The sequence below is a fragment of the Natrialba taiwanensis DSM 12281 genome (assembly GCF_000337595.1).
Lineage (GTDB): Archaea > Halobacteriota > Halobacteria > Halobacteriales > Natrialbaceae > Natrialba > Natrialba taiwanensis.
The window spans coordinates 22965-40525 of record NZ_AOIL01000070.1 but is presented as its reverse complement, the minus strand read 5'-3'; the positions used below and the strand labels follow the sequence as shown (position 1 = coordinate 40525).

17 protein-coding genes and 1 pseudogene are annotated in these 17561 nt (G+C 63.1%); 13 read left to right on the top strand and 5 right to left on the bottom strand.

What is annotated here, in order from left to right; all coding sequences use genetic code 11:
- Positions 1–155: 155 nt before the first annotated feature.
- On the top strand, positions 156–545 hold the full coding sequence (locus C484_RS21045) for an STAS/SEC14 domain-containing protein (protein ID WP_006827882.1): 390 nt from the start codon (positions 156–158) through the stop codon (positions 543–545).
- Positions 546–571: 26 nt separating this feature from the next.
- Here the strand turns inward: C484_RS21045 and C484_RS21040 are convergent, their stop codons facing one another.
- From C484_RS21040 to msrA, 3 genes are all read right to left on the bottom strand, one after another.
- Positions 572–1804 (bottom strand): FAD-dependent oxidoreductase, encoded by a 1233-nt coding sequence (locus tag C484_RS21040; RefSeq protein ID WP_006827881.1) that lies wholly within the window; start codon positions 1802–1804, stop codon positions 572–574.
- An 83-nt stretch (positions 1805–1887) separates the two neighbouring features.
- Complete coding sequence (locus C484_RS21035; protein ID WP_006827880.1) at positions 1888–2325, bottom strand: CBS domain-containing protein; 438 nt, start codon at positions 2323–2325, stop codon at positions 1888–1890.
- A 108-nt stretch (positions 2326–2433) separates the two neighbouring features.
- Positions 2434–2967 (bottom strand): peptide-methionine (S)-S-oxide reductase MsrA, encoded by a 534-nt coding sequence (msrA, locus tag C484_RS21030; RefSeq protein ID WP_006827879.1) that lies wholly within the window; start codon positions 2965–2967, stop codon positions 2434–2436.
- A 172-nt stretch (positions 2968–3139) separates the two neighbouring features.
- Here msrA and C484_RS21025 point away from each other — a divergent pair, with 172 nt between their 5' ends.
- Positions 3140–4144 carry an NAD(P)H-dependent flavin oxidoreductase gene (locus tag C484_RS21025; RefSeq protein WP_049915879.1) on the top strand — a complete coding sequence of 335 codons (1005 nt, stop codon included), beginning with the start codon at positions 3140–3142 and terminating at the stop codon, positions 4142–4144.
- A gap of 50 nt (positions 4145–4194) precedes the next feature.
- Here C484_RS21025 and C484_RS21020 read toward each other — a convergent pair whose 3' ends face one another.
- Positions 4195–4869 (bottom strand): 2,5-diamino-6-(ribosylamino)-4(3H)-pyrimidinone 5'-phosphate reductase, encoded by a 675-nt coding sequence (locus C484_RS21020; RefSeq protein ID WP_006827877.1) that lies wholly within the window; start codon positions 4867–4869, stop codon positions 4195–4197.
- Positions 4870–5161: 292 nt separating this feature from the next.
- Between C484_RS21020 and C484_RS21015 the strand changes: the two genes are divergently transcribed.
- The 11 genes and pseudogenes from C484_RS21015 to C484_RS20965 all read left to right on the top strand — a co-directional run bounded on the left by C484_RS21015 (position 5162) and on the right by C484_RS20965 (position 16147).
- A complete protein-coding gene (locus C484_RS21015) occupies positions 5162–5482 on the top strand; it encodes a MarR family transcriptional regulator (protein ID WP_006827876.1) in 321 nt (106 codons plus the stop codon).
- A pseudogene (locus C484_RS25070) lies at positions 5479–5808 on the top strand (hypothetical protein); the annotation flags it as partial. The gene C484_RS21015 and the pseudogene C484_RS25070, both read left to right, overlap by 4 nt.
- 280 nt (positions 5809–6088) lie before the next feature.
- Positions 6089–7024: a hypothetical protein gene (locus C484_RS21005; protein ID WP_006827874.1), complete on the top strand. Its 936-nt coding sequence runs from the start codon at positions 6089–6091 to the stop codon at positions 7022–7024.
- A gap of 127 nt (positions 7025–7151) precedes the next feature.
- On the top strand, positions 7152–8471 hold the full coding sequence (locus tag C484_RS21000; RefSeq protein WP_006827873.1) for a Single-stranded DNA binding protein: 1320 nt from the start codon (positions 7152–7154) through the stop codon (positions 8469–8471).
- Positions 8468–10315, top strand: a complete 1848-nt coding sequence (locus C484_RS20995) for an RPA family protein (protein WP_006827872.1) — start codon at positions 8468–8470, stop codon at positions 10313–10315. Before C484_RS21000 ends, C484_RS20995 begins: the two co-directional genes overlap by 4 nt.
- Positions 10316–10326: 11 nt before the next feature.
- Positions 10327–11208 carry a metallophosphoesterase gene (locus C484_RS20990; protein WP_006827871.1) on the top strand — a complete coding sequence of 294 codons (882 nt, stop codon included), beginning with the start codon at positions 10327–10329 and terminating at the stop codon, positions 11206–11208.
- Between the two features lie 90 nt (positions 11209–11298).
- Entirely contained in the window at positions 11299–11601 is a 303-nt protein-coding gene (locus tag C484_RS20985; RefSeq protein ID WP_006827870.1) for a hypothetical protein, read from the top strand.
- A 328-nt stretch (positions 11602–11929) separates the two neighbouring features.
- On the top strand, positions 11930–13042 hold the full coding sequence (locus C484_RS20980) for a branched-chain amino acid ABC transporter permease (protein ID WP_049915853.1): 1113 nt from the start codon (positions 11930–11932) through the stop codon (positions 13040–13042).
- On the top strand, positions 13039–14574 hold the full coding sequence (locus tag C484_RS20975) for a branched-chain amino acid ABC transporter permease (protein ID WP_006827868.1): 1536 nt from the start codon (positions 13039–13041) through the stop codon (positions 14572–14574). The genes C484_RS20980 and C484_RS20975 overlap by 4 nt, the downstream gene beginning before the upstream one ends.
- On the top strand, positions 14571–15443 hold the full coding sequence (locus C484_RS20970) for an ABC transporter ATP-binding protein (RefSeq protein ID WP_006827867.1): 873 nt from the start codon (positions 14571–14573) through the stop codon (positions 15441–15443). Before C484_RS20975 ends, C484_RS20970 begins: the two co-directional genes overlap by 4 nt.
- Positions 15443–16147, top strand: coding sequence for an ABC transporter ATP-binding protein (locus tag C484_RS20965; protein ID WP_006827866.1), 705 nt, complete (start codon positions 15443–15445; stop codon positions 16145–16147). Before C484_RS20970 ends, C484_RS20965 begins: the two co-directional genes overlap by 1 nt.
- 129 nt (positions 16148–16276) lie before the next feature.
- Here the strand turns inward: C484_RS20965 and C484_RS20960 are convergent, their stop codons facing one another.
- Complete coding sequence (locus tag C484_RS20960) at positions 16277–17554, bottom strand: ABC transporter substrate-binding protein (RefSeq protein ID WP_049915851.1); 1278 nt, start codon at positions 17552–17554, stop codon at positions 16277–16279.
- Positions 17555–17561: the final 7 nt, after the last annotated feature.

Sequence of the window (17561 nt, the reverse complement as noted above, 5' to 3'; positions counted from 1 at the left end):
TCGGTCCGCCGAGAGATATCTATTTTGGGCACCTGTCATTCCGTCATATCTCGGCATATAATACCTCACAGGGATATATGAACGATCGATTATTCTGTTTTCTATTGGAGAGGTGGCGAAAATACTTATAAATCATATATGTCTCCACTACTGTGATGGCACACTACGAATCGGATTCGCTGACCGTCGAATGGAATCGAACGCTCGATGCGGTCGTCATGAACTGGCAGGACTTCGCGAAGGGCGATACCTACCGCGAGGGCCTCGACGAAGGGCTCGACCTCGTAATCCAGAAGAACGCCCGGAACTGGCTCGCCGACCTGCGAGAAATGGGAACGGTCACCCCGGAGGATCGCGAGTGGACCCAGGACGAGTGGCATCCACGCGCGTTCGATTCGTCTTTGCGGAACATGGCGATTGTCCAACCCGAGAGCGTCGTCGCCAACATGTCCGTCGAAGACATGGTTTCGGAAGTCGGCGAGAACACGACTTCGCGGATCTTCGACAACCGAGACGACGCCGAGGCATGGCTTCGAGACCAGTAGCTGCCTCCTGTAGACGGTACAGTAACCTATCGCCCAACGAGATCCGTATCCGTTGGCCCCTGTCCGTCGAACTCCCGAACGAACGCGTCGAGTTCAGCCGGCTCCGACGCGCCGGGTAACTCGCGTTCTGCAGTCGAACTCGACTCGTCGACGCCGAGTCGCTCACAGACCAGATCAGCGACGGATTCGGCCATCCGCCGGTACGTCGTCAACTTACCGCCGACGATACTGACGAAATTCTCGACGCCATCGTCCGCGTGAGCGTGGTCGAGTTCGAAGAAGCCGCGCGAAATTCCGCGGCCCCCGCGGGCCGCCTCGTCCGGCTCGTACAACGGGCGAACACCCCACCAGGTCCGGAGCTGTGGTTCGTCGGCCACCGACGGCAGCATCGCCGCACACTCCTGGATCGTCTGCTCGACCTCCCACTCCTCGCGGCTGAACTCGTCGGGATCGGACACCGGGACGCTCGTCGTCCCGAGAACGACCTCGTCCTCGTGGGGAACGACGATATCCCCGTCCGCGGGTTCTCGACAGCGGTTGAGCACCGGGCCGAGCCCGCCGTGTTCGATCGCGACCATCACGCCCCGTGTCGGCCGCATTTCGACCGAGACATCCGCCAGTTCGGCGACCCCACCCGCATGAGCGCCGGCCGCGTTCACCACGACCGTCGGCTCGATCGTCTCGCTGAACTCGCCGCCGAGGGAGACGCTTGTGATCCGACCGTCCTCGACGGTCATCGAGTTCACCGGGGCGTGGGTCAGGATGTCGCCGCCATGGTCGCGCGCATCGGCGGCGTTGGCCGCGACGAGTCGGGAGGGGAGGACGACGGCGTCGGGGACCCACATCGCCCGTTCGATGTCGGCTGAGAGTTCTGGAACGGCGTCCCGTGCGAGATCGCCGTCGATGACGTCGACCGGGATACCGAGTTCCTCGCAGGCGTCGCGTTTCGCGTCGAAGTAGGCCGGGTCGTCGTCGGTCAGTTGGACGAAGAGGCCGCGCGTCTCCCGAATACACTCGCCGGCGATATCTCGCAGAATGCGGTTTTCCTCGATACATTCGCGCGCGCCTGCCGCGTCGGACTCGGCGTAGCGAGCGCCGCTGTGGAGCAGGCCGTGTGAACGCCCGGATGCGCCCGCCGAGAGGCCGCCGCCTTCGGCGAGCGTTACGTCGACGCCGCGGAGTGCGAGGTCGCGGGCGATTCCGGTGCCGGTTGCACCGCCGCCGATGACGAGAACCGAAGTCGAGGTGGAGATGGCCATACTCGAGCCAGGTGCTCCAGCGGGACGTATGTTTCACTGCCGGGGAATCCCGCTTGGAAACGACGGTTGTGGACCAAGCGGCGTTACGGACTGTACTCCGGCGACTGCTGTTCGATCGTATTGGCGACGTTGTCGAGCTGTTCGCCGATCGTCGCGACGAGATCGTCGAGCGTGACGATTCCGGTCAGTTCGCCGGTGTCGTCGACGACCGGGAACCGACGAGCCCCGTGTTCGTCGATCGCCCTCGAGATTTCGATCGACTCCGCGTCCTCGCGGATCGTCGCCGGATCGGCCGTCATCGCCTCGTCGACCGTCACGGACGCGACATCCTCGCCGTCGTGGTCGTATATCGCAAGTGCCGCGTCGCGATCGGTGACGATCCCCACGGGTTCGGTGCCGCCGTCGTCGGTAACGACGATCGCGCCGACGTTTTCCTCCGCGAGCAGCCGCGCTATTTCGCCGAGTTCAGCGTCTCGATTCGCCGTGATAACGTCGTCCGGACCGAGGCTTCCAACGGGCATTGTTCGGTGAATGCCACCACGGATCCGGTATTCAAACCGAAGCTTTCGAATGAGCGCACCGCAGTAGGCAGTAGGCTCCGAGACTGCCGGTTCGGCTCCGTCGGAAAATCAGTGCTCCGCGGTTGCGTCGGGGCCGAACTTCTCGCGGACCTTCTCGACTTTCGGTGCCGCGTGCATCGAGCAGTAGGCGTCGTTGGGGTTCTTCTCGAAGTAGTTTTGGTGGTACTCTTCGGCCTCGTAGAAGGTCTCGAGCGGCTCGATTTCGGTGACGATCCCCTCGTAGAGTCCTTCGTTCTCGAGTTCAGCCGCGAAGGCCTCGGCCGTCTCGAGTTGCTCGTCGTCGTGGGCGTAGATCGCCGAGCGGTACTGCGAGCCCACGTCGGGCCCCTCGCGGTCTTTCGTCGTCGGGTCGTGGATCGTAAAGAAGACCTCGAGCAGGTCCTCGTAGGCGATGTCGGCCGGATCGTATTCGACCTGGACGACCTCCGCGTGGCCGGTGCGTCCGGAACAGACCTCCTCGTAGGTCGGGTTCTCGGTGTGGCCGCCCGCGTAGCCGGAGGTGACCGATTCGACGCCGTCGAGCGCTTCGAGTGCCGCTTCGACGCACCAGAAACAGCCGCCGCCGAACGTAGCTCGTTCCATACCCGCTCGTAGGTGCTGTGGGTGGATAGATGTGACGGGTGTGGACGCGGACGATGATGACCGGACGACGACGGCCGGACGAATGCGATCGGGCGACGATCGACCGACAACCGGACGAACGCAGGGAGCACCAGATTCAAGCGGCGGTCCGACGAACCGTTTCCCTTCGTCTATGTCGAACCTGGAAACCTCGCTCACCGAAATGCTCGACCTCGACGTGCCGCTCGTGCAAGCGCCCATCGGCAGTGCAACCTGTCCCGAACTCGCTGCTGCCGTCGCCGATGCCGGCGCCCTCGGTATGCTAGCCGTCACCTGGCGGGACGAAGCTCAGACCCGCGAGGTCGCCGCCGAAACCGCCCGCCGAACGGACGGCGTCTTCGGCGTGAATATCGTCGTCGATCCGGACGCGAAGACGGTTCCAACCGAGACGCACATCCAATGCTGTCTCGAGGAAGGAGTCGATGTCTTCTCCTTCTCGTTCGGCGACGCCGCACCCTACGTCGAGCGGATTCACGACCACGGCGGGACGGTACTGCAGTCCGTCGGAAGCGCCGACGAAGCGAGGGCCGCCGTCGACGCAGGGGTCGACAGTATCGTCGCACAGGGTTGGGAGGCCGGCGGTCACGTCCAGAGCAACGTTGCGACGCTCCCGCTGGTTCCCCGCGTGGTCGACGCCGTGCCGGACACGCCGGTTATCGCCGCCGGCGGCATCGCGGACGGGCGCGGAATCGGTGCCGTGCTCACGCTCGGCGCGGCCGGTGCGTGGCTCGGTACGCGGTTCCTGGCGACCCCCGAAGCCCGCGTTCACCGGCTCTATCGGCAGCGAGTGCTCGACGCGAGCGAAACCGAGACCGTCTACGCCACCCTCTACGACGAGGGATGGCCGAACGCCCCACACCGAGTGCTCGAAAACGAAACCGTCGCAGACTGGCGGGCCGCAGGGGAACCCGAAACCGACCGTCCGGGCTCGAACGAAACCGTCGCGGAAACCGGAGACGGAACGCCAGTCCGCCGATACGAAGATTCGCTTGCCACTCCAGAGCTACGCGGCGAGGTTGAGCAACTGCCGCTGTATGCGGGCCAGAGTGCAGGCATCACGCGCGATGTTCTTCCCGCAACTGAACTCGTGCGTGAACTCGCCGACGAAACGCTCGCGGCGCTCGACCGAACTCGGTGAGCAGCACGACGACTGTATCGCCGATTTCGATCTGCGGGTGCTGAACGGCCTTACGTTTCGGCTTCGTCCGCGACGTGCCATCGTAACAGCACGCCGTTGTCAAGCCGTTCGATGTCCGCGAGTTCAAGTTCGGGAAAGTCCGCGACGAAGCCGTCGCCGTCGGCCAGCGTCGGTGCGTCCCGACCGCCGATGATCGTCGGGCCGACGAAGACGGAGAGTTCGTCGACGAGGCCGGCGTCGAACAGCGAGAAGATGAGTTCGCCGCCGCCTTCGACCATGAGCTGCTCGAGGCCCTGGTTCTGGAGCGCGGCGAAGGCGCGCAGGAGGTCGACTCGTTCGTCGCCCGCGGTCACGAGTTCGGCGCGGTCGGCGAGATCCAGTCGCTGTTCGACGGGTGCGGATTCGGTCAGGCAGACGTACGTTGTCGCGGCATCGTCGAGGACGGCGGCGTCGAGCGGCGTTCGACCGGTGGAGTCGACGACGACGCGGGCGGGGTTCGCCGGTTCGCCTGCGTCGCGGCGCTGCTCGCGCAGGGCGTCGTCCTTGACGGTAAGATGGGGGTCGTCTGCGAGCACGGTGCCGACGCCGACGACGACGGCGTCGCTGTCGGCCCGGAGTCGGTCGACGCGGTCGAAATCCGCCTCGCCGCTGATGGCGACCTGTTCGCGCCGGCGCGAGGAGAGTTTGCCGTCCGCACTCGTGGCGGCGTTGACGACGACGTGCATACGCCCTCCTCTGGCGGGAGTCCCCAAGAAGCTACGGTGTCCGTCGCCGTTGGCGGCAGCCACGGCGGGCGATCCGTCCGCCACGAGTGGCGAGCCGATGGTGGCACAGTGAACTCGTGATTTGTGATCCGTAATCCGTGACAATAGTCGGCAATATGGTTTTTATCCAGCGTATCCACTGAAACGTTCAGCCGTGGTCTGGTGGCTGGTTGAGCGACTACTCACCCTGCTGGCCGTCGATGCCGAAGGATTTCCTCACAGACTTATTGCACTATATTGCGTTCTATTTCACATGCCAATCAGCATCGACCGGTTCGACGAAGAACCTGTGGACGCGCTCGGTCTCCAGGAAGGGACGCACCCGTATCGGCTGCTGCAATTCCTCACGGACCACAGCGATCAGGCCTTCACGCAGACGGAACTCCACGAAGCGACCGGCATCAAGCGCGGGAGCGTCGGCGCTGCACTTTCCCGCCTTGAAGATCGCGGCCTCGTTCGCCACCGGGGCCGATACTGGGCCATCGCCGAGGACGACCGTCTCGCCTCCTACGCTGCACAGATGAACGCCAGTTCCGCTTCGACGACGGACGATTACTACAACGACGAGGAATGACAGACGTCTACGAGCGCGGCGCGGTCGTAAAAGACCCCGACCTTCTCGCGGACCACGATTACCGGCCGTACATTTGCCTGAGTGATCGCACACACCCGTTCCACGACGAGGAAGCGCTCTACGCGGCGGCCACGACGACGTGACGAGCGGTTGCTATCCCGCTCACTGATGATGATTTTGTTTCAGGCGGTCTACCGAGGGAGAGCTACGTAAATCCGTGGACAGTCGTCACGATTCGGCATGCCGATATGGAGCGCAAAGAGGGGCATCTCGTCGAAGCGACGACAGAAAAAATTGCTACCGAAGTTGCTGGATATCTCAGCGTCTGTGAAGAGTCCTGTTTCCCATGGCTCAACGCCCTTACGAACCGCCGATCTCAATTTAGAGGGCAGACTGAATAAAGAAACCGCGCTACCAACTACTGATAATCACTGCGGATGAGTCGTCGTCCTGTTCCTGGTTTGATGTATACACCCCCAATTTTCACCCGATTTGTTGTTTTCGGAAATCGTATTCGGTGATTTTTTAACTGCTGTGAATGAACAGTCATTCATGGCCCTACAGGAAAAACTGACTATGGCAAAGGGAACACTGACGACTCCCTTTATGCGACGGCAACTTCTGCTGTCCTCCGTTCTCGGTCCGATCCAGAAGCGGATTCGGGGAAACGACGGCGAGTACGTCATGGATGCGGACTGGGACAACCTGATTATTCTCGACGGCTGTCGATACGATCTGTTCACGCAGATCTATACCAAGAACTCGTTAGACGGCGAACTCTCCCGGTTTCAGTCTCGCGGCAGTTCGTCGCCGGAGTTCCTCTCCGAGAACTTCGAGGGGCGAACCCACAACGACACCGTCTACGTCACCGCGAACCCCCACGAAAAACGAATCCTTGACGACACGTTCTACGACACGGATCGCGCCTGGATCGACGACTGGGACGACGAGGCAGGGACCGTTCTCCCGGCGGTTCTTTCCGAACGCGCTCGGTCCGCTCACGACACCTACCCGAACAAGCGGTTGATCGCTCACTTCATGCAGCCCCACGTCCCGTTCATCGGCGAAACGCAACTCGATGTCGACAGCGAAATCACGAGCGGACTTCGGGATATGATGCTCGAAGATTCGATGGACGATGCGCCCGGATTCGCCTGGGAGGAGTTGCAAAACGGCGAGATCGAGGAAGGCGTCTTCTGGGAAGCCTATCGCGACAACCTGATCCGGGTGCTCGAGGAAGCCGTTCCGCTCGCCGAGGATCTCCCGGGAAAGACGGTAATCACGGCCGATCACGGAAACGCGCTCGGTGAGTGGGCCACGCCGTTCCCGGTCCCGGTTTACTTCCACCCGACGAACATCCGGATGCCGGAACTGAACACCGTCCCGTGGTTCGTTCCGCCGTATACGGAGCGAAAACAGATTGTGCGATCGGGCGACGCCCCCGAGGAGACGATCGAGACGCCGACCGCAGCCGACGAATCGGCCGAATCAGACGAGAGCGACGTCGAGGAACGGCTCTCCGCGCTCGGCTACGCGGACTAACAACGGCTTCCTCATCCGGTCACGTTCGCGGTCCGCCGACGAACTCGGCCCGCCGAAATCCGCTCAAACACTTTACTTTCACCCCGTTGCGGGAACGCTTTTGAAGCCCCCACACGAAAGGCAAGTGATGGAACTCGACGATCATGCCGAGGATCTCGCCTCCGACCTCGGCGTTGACAAAGAGGAGGTCAAATCCGACCTGCAGAATCTCGTGGAGTACAGCGTTCCGGTCGACGAAGCCAAACAGAGCCTCCGCCGAAAGTACGGCGACGGCTCGAGCGGCGGCAGCGGTTCCCCCTCGAGCAAGCAAATCGGCGATATCACGCCCGACGACGGCAACGTCACCGTCACGGGTACCGTCCTGACCGCCGGCAAGCGATCGATCCGCTACCAGGGATCGGACCACGTCATCGTCGAAGGCGAACTCGCCGACGAGACCGGCACCATCGACTACACCGCCTGGGAGGACTTCGGGCTCTCACCGGGCGACACGATCACCGCCGGCAACGCTGGCGTCCGCGAGTGGGACGGCGAACCCGAACTCAACCTCGGGGAAAGCACCTCGCTTTCGTTCGTCGACGAGTCGCTGCAGCTCACGCAGGAAATCGGTGGCGACGCGACGCTCGCCGACCTCCAGACGGGAGACCGCGCGAGAGCCGTCGAGGTCGCCGTCCTCGAGTGCGAACGCCGGACGATCGACGGCCGGGACGGCGAGACGGAAATCCTGAGCGGCGTCGTCGGCGACGAGAGCGGCCGCCTCCCGTTCACGAACTGGGACCCCGCCCCCGAAATCGAGGACGGCGGCCCCGTTCGCATTGAGAACGCCTACGTCCAGGAGTTCCGCGGCGTCCCCGAGATCAACGTCTCCGAGTTCTCGACGGTCACCGAACTCGACCGTGAGATCGAGGTCGGCGCTGATACGACGACGATGGCGATCCGCGAGGCCGTCGAAACCGGTGGCATCTACGACGTTGAACTCGTCGGCAACGTGATCGCGGTGCGGGACGGCTCCGGAATTATCCAGCGCTGTCCGGAGTGCTACCGCGTCATTCAGAAAGGGCAGTGCCGGACCCACGGCGACGTCGACGGGATCGACGACCTTCGCGTGAAGGCGATCCTCGACGACGGCACCGGCACCGTCACGGTCGTACTGGACGACGAACTGACCGCAGATGTCTACGGCGGCACCCTCGATGACGCCCTCGAGCAAGCGCGCGAGGCGATGGACCAGTCGGTCGTCGCCGACACGATCCGCGAGCGCATCGTCGGCCGCGAGTTCAGCGTGCGCGGACACCTCTCGGTTGATGAGTACGGGGCGAATCTCGACGCGGAACGCTTCGGGGAGAGCGACGACGATCCGCAGGCGCGTGCACGCACCTTCCTCGAGGCGGTTGAGAAGGTAGCGGAGATCGATGATGGCGCGGACGCCGAGGAGGTGGACGCATGAGCGCAAACGGCTCCGACGACGAGGAGATTCCGGGCCGCGAGATCGCCTATCGGCTCTTCGCGGCGGAGTACGACGATGGCTCGCTGTCGTACGCGGAGAGCGACGAGGAGCGCGCGCCGAACTACGTCGTTTCACCGACCGGTGCCCGGGTCAACCGCGTCTTCGCCGTCGGGACGCTCACCGAGGTCACGGCGGTCAACGACGAGATGGTTCGCGCCCGCGTCGTCGATCCGTCGGGTGCGTTCGTCGTCTACGCCGGGCAGTACCAGCCCGATGCGCTGGCCTTCTTAGAGCAGGTCGAACCGCCGGCGTTCGTCGCGGTGACCGGCAAAGCTCGCACGTTCGAACCCGACGACGGCGACCGCGTCTACACGTCGATTCGGCCGGAGAGCATCGCCGCGGTCGACGCCGCAACGCGCGACCGGTGGGTCGTCACCACGGCCGAACAGACCATCGATCGCATCGGCACCTACGCCGAGGCCGCGACGCTCGACTCGCTGCCGGACGCGAGCGACGACGGAGTGACCGACGCCCTGCGCGAGGCCGGCGTCGAGTTCGGCCTCGCGGCGGGCATCCCGCTCGCACGGGACCACTACGGCACGACGCCGTCGTACCTCGCCGCGCTTTGCGACTGTGCGATAGAGGCGGTCGAAGTCGTCGCGAACGACCGCGACGAGGTCGGCGAGTTCACCGTTCGACCGAACGAGACGGGCGGGGACGCGACTTTCGACTCGCTCGCGTCGCTTACCGCCAGCGACGGCCTCGATATCGACGAGCATGAACTCGTTGGTGGCGCTGGTGGAGCGACGGACGCCGAGTCGGAGACAGCCGACACGGCCACCGCGGCAACGGCAACAGCGGGCGACGGACCGGCAAGCACCGACGAGACGGCGGCCGCCACCGGCACGGCGACCGAGACGGAAACGACAAGCGTCGATCTCGACGAGTCCGGTGACGAGGCCACTGCCGAGGCGACGACGGACGATGAACTCGAGTCGGACGAGAGTAAGACGGCTGCAGCGAGCGAAAAAACGGATGCCTCCGAGGGGGCGGCGACTGAAGCCGGTACGACGGATCCCGAGGAGACTACCGGTACCGAAGGGACTGTAGATTCCGAGGATACCGCGGATGACACGGCCGAATCGACCGAAGCCGATGATGTAGGGTCCGAATCGCTCGGCGACTTCGATGCCGATGCTGATGCTGATGTCGATACCGGTTCCAGTTCCGGTCCCGATCCCGATCCCGGTGACAGCGGCATGTACGAGATGGACGACGAAGAGCGCGAGCAGATCGAAGACGAGTTCGGGACCGAGTTCACGACGGGAACCGAAGTCGACGATCCGGGCGAAGCGGACATCGATGTGCCGGACGCTGCGGATGTCACCGACGCCGACGCCGATGCGACGGCTGGCGATGGTGAATCGAGCGAAGCGGCGACAGCGACGGAAGCGGAGACGGATACGGGGACGAGTTCGAGTTCGAGCGACGATCTCGGTGCACCGCCGGCGTCGAATCTCGAGACCGAATCCGAGGAAGACGACGAAGCGGAACCGGAGCCAGAGCCGGAACCGGACGATGGCACGAGTGACGCGGCCGCGGCCGATGCGGACGAGGCTGAGGCCGAAGAAACCGAGGAGGCAGAAACTGTCGACCTCCAGGCGCACGTCGTGGACACGATGGAAGACTTAGACGACGGCGACGGGGCGGACCGCACGGAACTGATCGAAACCGTCGCCGCCGACACCGGCACGTCCGAGGCAGACATCGAAGACGCGATTCAGGATGCATTGATGGGCGGGCAGTGCTACGAATCGGGTGACGAAACGCTCAAAGCGATCTGATCGAGTTCGGCATGCGAGACTCCCGCCCGCCCGATATCCACGAGAACGAGACTCCGGCCACCCACGTCGAACCCGTCCCCGGCCAGCCGGCCGCACTCGCCGATCTCGGGACCGAGCGGGCGCTTCTCGTTGCAGACTACCACGCCGGCTATGAAGCCGGCTTGCGGTACGAACGCGGCGTCGACGTCCCCAGTCACGCCCCCGAGCGCCGCGACCGCCTCTCTTCGCTCATCGAGCGCACCGATCCCGACCGCCTCGTCGTCCTCGGCGATCTCATGCATTCGATCGTCGATCCCGGCGGTGCCGAGCGCGGTGAACTCGAGGTGCTCTTCGAATCCGAACCGTTGCGATCGCTCGACGTGACGATCGTGAAAGGTAATCACGACGGTGTGATCGAGACGTGGCTAGAGCCAGCTGATGGGGCGGCTCCCTCGACGGACTCGCAGACAGGGTCGCTCACTATCGTTTCCGGCGACGGGATCGCGCTCGGCCCCGATGATTCTGAACGTTCCGTCGGCGTCTGTCACGGACACACCTGGCCCTCACGCGCCGTTCTCGACTCATCAGTCGTCTGTCTTGGTCACGAACACCCGTGCGTCCGCCTCGAAGACGAAGTCGGCGGGAGTCGCGTCGAACGCGTCTGGCTCCGCGGTCGGCTCGATCCGGACCCGTTTCGCGACCACTTTGGAACGACGCTGCCGTGGCTTGCGGACGATTCACGGGCTGAGCCGCCGCAGATTATCGTCCTCCCGGCGTTCAATGAACTCGTCGGCGGAACGTGGGTGAACCTGCCGGAGCAGTCGTTCCTCTCGCCGTTTCTTCCGGACGGACTCGCCGACGGTGAGGCGTATCTCCTCGATGGGACCCGGCTTGGCCCCTACGAGTCGGTGTGATCTGGCCGTCAGTTGTGCCTGTGCTGTCTGAGCTGTGACGCATGCGCATGTAAGCCGTATCGCCATCTGATGCCCGGGAGAACGGTCACTATGCCGATTCAGACGTACCGACTCGAGATTCGAGAGACGGATACAAGCGGGATCGATGCGGACGTATACGATGCGGAAGACATGATCGTCGCCTCGACACAGGTCGCATACGAGGACTACGGCCTCGAAGCGCCTGCATCGCGGGACGGATCACCATCTGAGGTAGCAGAGTTCAGTACGGATGTCACGACGATCGATCTGCAGTTCGAACGGGACGATGCGGGGTTCGTCTTTCGCGTGCTCGGCGATCGGGAGGAGGTAGCGACCGTCCGGGCGGATGATGCGGAGTGGGTGGTGGATTGAGCAGCGTCTGGAGGCATTTCTCGGTTTCTGTGAGTCGGACTGTACTATCTCTCGGACTGGTTGGGAACGGAGTTAACCGGCATGAGTAGTGCTTGGCAGAGCGACCCATTGCCTCCCAATTCTCGCCCTGTTCGCACTGGCAGGGCGATTGCGATCGAGTGAACGCGCGTTCGGTCCTGTTCTCAACAGTCCAACTGCGGTTTTCGGCGAGTTCAGCGGATGAAGTGGGACGGAGAAGCCTCGTCTCGCTCGCTCGGATCTTCTGGATGTGGCACCATAACATATATCATGGTAACATGGGTAACAGTGGCATTACGGAGGGGAATGAATGTCGACTGTAGATGACGCCGTTACACGGGGGAGAAATCTCACAGTCGAGCAACTCCTGTTGCTCGCTGTTGGGACTGGTGCTTTACTCCTGGTGGGAGATCTCATCCTCGGCGTCTTTGACGGGACGTATAACATCTCACGTATCGGGCGATACGTGATGCAAGGGGTTCTGTACGGACTGATTATCGGTCTCGCGGGAATCGGTCTCTCGATGACCTATAGTATCCTCAATTTCGCAAACTTCGCACACGGTGATACGATTACTGTCGGCGCGTTCATCGGCTGGGGCGGCACGTATCTCATCGGCGGCTGGGGTGCGGCGAGTATCGGTCATCTGGCCCTCGTCGGTCCACAGCGGGGCATTGGGGGGCCACAGTTCGGCATTTCGGTTATGTCGACGCCGATCGCGATTTTCGGCGGCCTCCTGCTCGCTGGCGTCGGGACCGCACTACTCGCAGTGCTGATCGACCGCCTCGCCTACAAGCCGATGCGCGGTTCCGACGGCATCCCGCTGTTGATCACCAGTATCGGCGTCGCCTTCGCGCTGCGCTACCTCATCGTGTTCGTGTATTCGAGCCAGTCTCGGGGGACTACCGCGAGCGTCCCGTCGGCCGATCTGTTGCTCGTCGACGGCTACGTGTCGATCGACGCCCACGACGGGACGTTGATCGCGGCGGCAGCGGCGCTGATGATCGGTGTCCACCTGCTGCTCCAGCGAACGAAACTCGGGAAGGCCATGCGGGCGATGTCGGATAACAAGGACCTGGCCCTTGTAACCGGGATTCCGACCGAGCGCGTGATCCGCTGGACCTGGATGATCGGCGGGGGACTCGCCGGCAGCGCGGGATACCTCATGGTGCTGTGGACGGGGACGATCGACTGGCAGTTCGGCTGGCTGCTCTTGCTGTTGATCTTCGCCGCCGTGATCCTCGGCGGGATCGGCTCGATCTACGGTGCGATCTTCGGCGGTCTCGTCATCGGCGTCACCATGCACATGTCAATGATCTGGCTTCCCGGCGGCGACTTTACGACCATCACGGCGTTCCTGATGATGATCCTGGTCTTGCTAATCAGGCCATCCGGGCTCTTCGGAGGGAAGACGACAGCATGAGCGCGACACCGCACTCCGATTACCGAGCACAACTGGAAACGCTGTGGGAACACGACGCCCTCAAGATCGTCGCGGTTATCGGGGCGATCTACCTCATATACGCCGCGATCGGCCTCGTCCTCGGCTACTCGCTGGACGGGATCATCAACACGCTCCGGCGGATGACCTACCTGATCGCGGTCTACGGGATGGTGACGCTGGCGTTGAACCTCCACTGGGGCTACACCGGACTGTTCAACATCGGCATCGCCGGCTTCATGGCGATCGGACTGTACGCCACCATGATGCTCGCGAAGCCGGCCGACCCGAGCGGGGCCGCACAATACTCCGGTCTCGGTCTTCCGGTTCCCATCGCCATCGTCGGTGGCGTCGTCATCGCTGGCCTCGCCGGCCTCGTCGTCGCCCTTCCCGCACTGCGGTTGCGGGCCGACTACTTCGCCATCACGACCATCGCGTTCGCAGAAATCGTCCGTCTCGGGGTCACCTCCGGTGCGCTCCAGGAGTTCACCGTTCTCGGTGCTGAACTCGGGACGGGCGGCGGCCGCGGACTCATCCGGAACTACGGCGACCCGATGAATGCCATCTTCGAACTCGGAGCGTTCAGTTCGTTCGTCGATCTGACGAACAGTCTGTTCGGGTTCGGGCCGACGCAGGCGCGGGCGCTCGCGTATTCGATCGTGCTCGTACTCGTTCTGGCGGGCTTTTACTGGCTCATCCAGCGGACGAGCCGGTCGCCGTTCGGGCGCGTGCTGAAGGCGATCCGCGAGGACGAGGAGGCGGCCCAGTCCCTCGGCAAGAACACGAACCGGTTCAAGATAAAGGTGTTCGTGCTCGGCTGTGCGCTGATGGGACTCGCCGGAATTTTGTGGCGATTCCGACGGACTGGCGTGACGCCCACGGCGTTCCGTCCGCACGTCACGTTCTACATCTGGATCGCGCTGATCATCGGTGGTGCAGGCTCGAACACGGGAAGCGTTCTCGGGTCCGGGCTCTTCGTCGCCATCCTGTTTGAGGGGCCGCAGTACCTCCGACGGGTGATCGATCAGGTCGTGGCAGTCGACGACGCCCCGAATACCTTCGCGGGCGCGGTCGGACCGCTGCTCTCTGCGGACCCCGCGCCGCTGGTTCGGTACACGTTTGACGAGTTCCTGACGCTCCAGTTCGTGATCATGGGTGTCGCATTAATCCTCCTCATGCAACGGCGGCCGGAGGGATTGCTCGGCCATCGCGAGGAAACGGCGGCTGCGATTCCACTGGGAAGTCGCCCGAGTGGTGCCGGAACCGGCGGTAGCGGTGGTGGTGGCAGTCGTGGCGGGGGCAATAGCAGTGGTGGCAACAGTAACGATACCGGTGACGATCCCGGGACAGGCGTCGATCACAACCGCACTCATGGCCACTCGAACAGTGCCAGTACTGACGCACCTGACCACGACCACGATATCGAACCGAGAACGACTACAGACGCGACGAGCGAGACAAGCGAAACGAGCGAAACGAACGAGACGACCCACACCGGCGGTGAGAAACCATGAGTGACAGCTCAGCAAACGTCCGGTCAGCCGAAACGGGAACGAACATCGACACTGGCACGGACACCGAATCCGTCTCGAGACCGGCGACCGAATACAGTGACGACGTTGAACTCGCGGTCAACAGGCTCGGCAAGCGCTTCGGTGGGATTACGGCTGTCGACGGTGCTTCGTTCACGGTCGAATCCGGCTCGATGACGGGGTTGATCGGGCCGAACGGGGCCGGCAAGTCGACCACGTTCAACTGCATCACCGGTATCCACCAACCCGATGCCGGTACCGTCACGTTTCAGGGCCGGGACATCACCGGCATCAATCCGTACGAGTGTGTCGACTACGGCCTCGTCAGGACGTTTCAGATCGCTCGCGAGATGGCGAACATGACCGTCCTCGAGAACCTGATGCTCCCGGCGAAACACCAGCAGGGCGAGGCCCTCTGGCGGTCGGTCATGCCGGTTGCCAGACGCGAGGTCGAACAACAGGAACGAGAACTCCTTGAACGCGTCTGGGACACACTCGAGTTCTTCGAGATAGAGCACATTGCCGAGGAGAAGGCAGGGACGCTCTCCGGCGGTCAGCGGAAGTTGCTCGAGATGGCGCGGGCGCTGATGACGGAGCCGGAGATGTTGCTGCTCGACGAGCCGTTCGCGGGCGTCAATCCGACGCTCGAGAAGAAGTTGCTCGAGCATATCCACGAACTGCGAGCGGACGGGTACACCTTCCTGATCGTCGAACACGATATGGATCTCATTATGGACAACTGCGAGCACGTGATCGTCATGCACCAGGGGTCGGTCCTGGCGGAGGGCGTTCCCGGGCAGATTACGTCTAACGAACGGGTCATCGAGGCCTATCTCGGAGGTGAGGTTTGATGGCGATGCTCGACGTGTCCGGGCTCGATGCCGGGTACGGCGACCTGCAGGTCCTGAGCGATGTGGATCTCGAGGTTGCCGAGGATGAGTATGTCGTCATCGTTGGGCCGAACGGGGCCGGCAAGTCGACCGCGATGAAGTCAGTATTTGGCCTGGCGACCTACATGGACGGCTCGATCGAGTTCAACGACGAGGACATCACGGGTCATTCGCCCGACGAGATCATTCACAAGGGCATCGGCTACGTTCCCCAGACGGAGAACGTCTTCCCGTCGCTGACGGTGCAGGAGAATCTCGAGATGGGAGCGTACATCCTCGATGAGGTCCCGGGGGATGCACTCGAGGCGGTGTTCGACCAGTTCCCGATTTTGCGGGAGCGACGGGACCAGAAGACGGGGTCGATGAGCGGGGGGCAACAGCAGATGGTCGCGATGGGGCGGGCGCTGATGCTCGATCCGGATCTGTTGTTGCTCGACGAACCGAGTGCCGGCCTCGCGCCGGATTTGGTCGACGAGATGTTCGACCACGTCGATATGATCAACGACAACGGGACGGCCGTGCTGGTGGTCGAGCAAAACGCCAAGGAGGCGTTGCGTCGCTGTGACCGGGGATACGTTCTCGTCCAGGGGCGAAACCGGTACGTCGATGACGGGGATGCGTTGCTCCACGACGAGGAGGTTCGCCAGCAGTTTCTCGGCGGGTAACTCATTTTTCAGCGCGTGGCGCGGTTTCGCCACTACAGCAGTCGAGGGTCGAGAGCATCGATCGGGTGGCAGCAAAAACAAGACGTGACGATCGCGAGGACGGTGAGGTGCCCTCGAACCGGCGCAGCCTTACTCGGCAAGTGCCGACTCGAGTTCACCGGTGTACGAGCCCTGCTCGGGTTCGAACGAGACTTCGTTGAGCGCGTCCCCGCCCTGTTCCTCGGTGAACGAGCTGACGTACTGCTCGGAGAGTTGCTGGCCGTAGTCGTTGTTGACGTACAGCGTGCCGACGGTGCCGGCCTCGAGGCGCTCGGCCGAGACCTGGGCCATAACCTGGCCCTGGAGCAAGTCACTCGGTGCCGTGCGGAAGAAGTAGTCGTCGTCGTCGACTTCTGACAGCGAAAGTGCCGTACTCGCCGGTGAGCACTGGACGACGTTCGCGCTGCTTGTCTCCCCGACGAGCGGCACCGAGTTCCCGGATGAGGCTGCGCCGACGATCGCCGGATAGCCGGCGTCGATAAGCGCGCCACCGTTGGAAATCGTCTGATCTTCGTCGGTTTCGGTGTCTTCGATCGCGAGATCGATTTCGAAACTGGTCCCCTCGAACTGGGCGGCAGCGAGTTCGCCGGCCTGGATCATCGGGCTGCCGAGTTCACCCAGGTCGCCGGTTTCGGGGAGCAACATCGCGACCATTACCTCGCGATCCGTTCCACCGGGAGAATCGTCTGCCATCTCGCCGCCGGGCCCCTCGCCCTCGAATGTGACCGTATCGATCGTCTCGGTCCCACCGTCCGCGAACTCCCAAACGTCGTAGCCGGCGTCCGCCGGATCGCCGATATCGTCGAAGGTGATGCTGCTCGAGGCCCCCTGATACGAGATTTCGTCGCCGTCGGCGACGGCTTCCGCGGCCTCCTGGAGGTCACCGGGGCCGTACTCGTCGCCACCGGGGTTTGCGACCCGGCGCATCTGGTCGCGGACCGCCTCGCCGTCGTTATCGCCGGCTGCGATGTTCGCGAGGATACAGACTGCGACCGCGTCGAACGTGTGCGAGTTGAAGACGCCCGGCGAGTCGCCGAACTCGTCCTCGTAGAGTTCGTTGAAGGCATCCTCGTTCGGTCCTTCCGAGGCTGGTGCTGTCCCGATGACGTTTTCCATGTCGTTGTCGACTTCGCCGGGAAGATCGCCGTCTTGAAGCCCGTCCGGGACGATAATGTCGGTTCCGTTGTCGTAGTTCGAGTAGTAGTCCCGAAAGATCTGGATGCCGCTTTCGGGATAGCCGATGATGTTCAGGACGTCCGGCCCGCCTTCTGTGACATCACCTTCGTCACCGATACAACCGGCTAGTCCGGCCACACCTGCTGCACCGATACCACTCAGTACCCGCCGTCGGTTGAGTTCCCCAACCATGGTACAT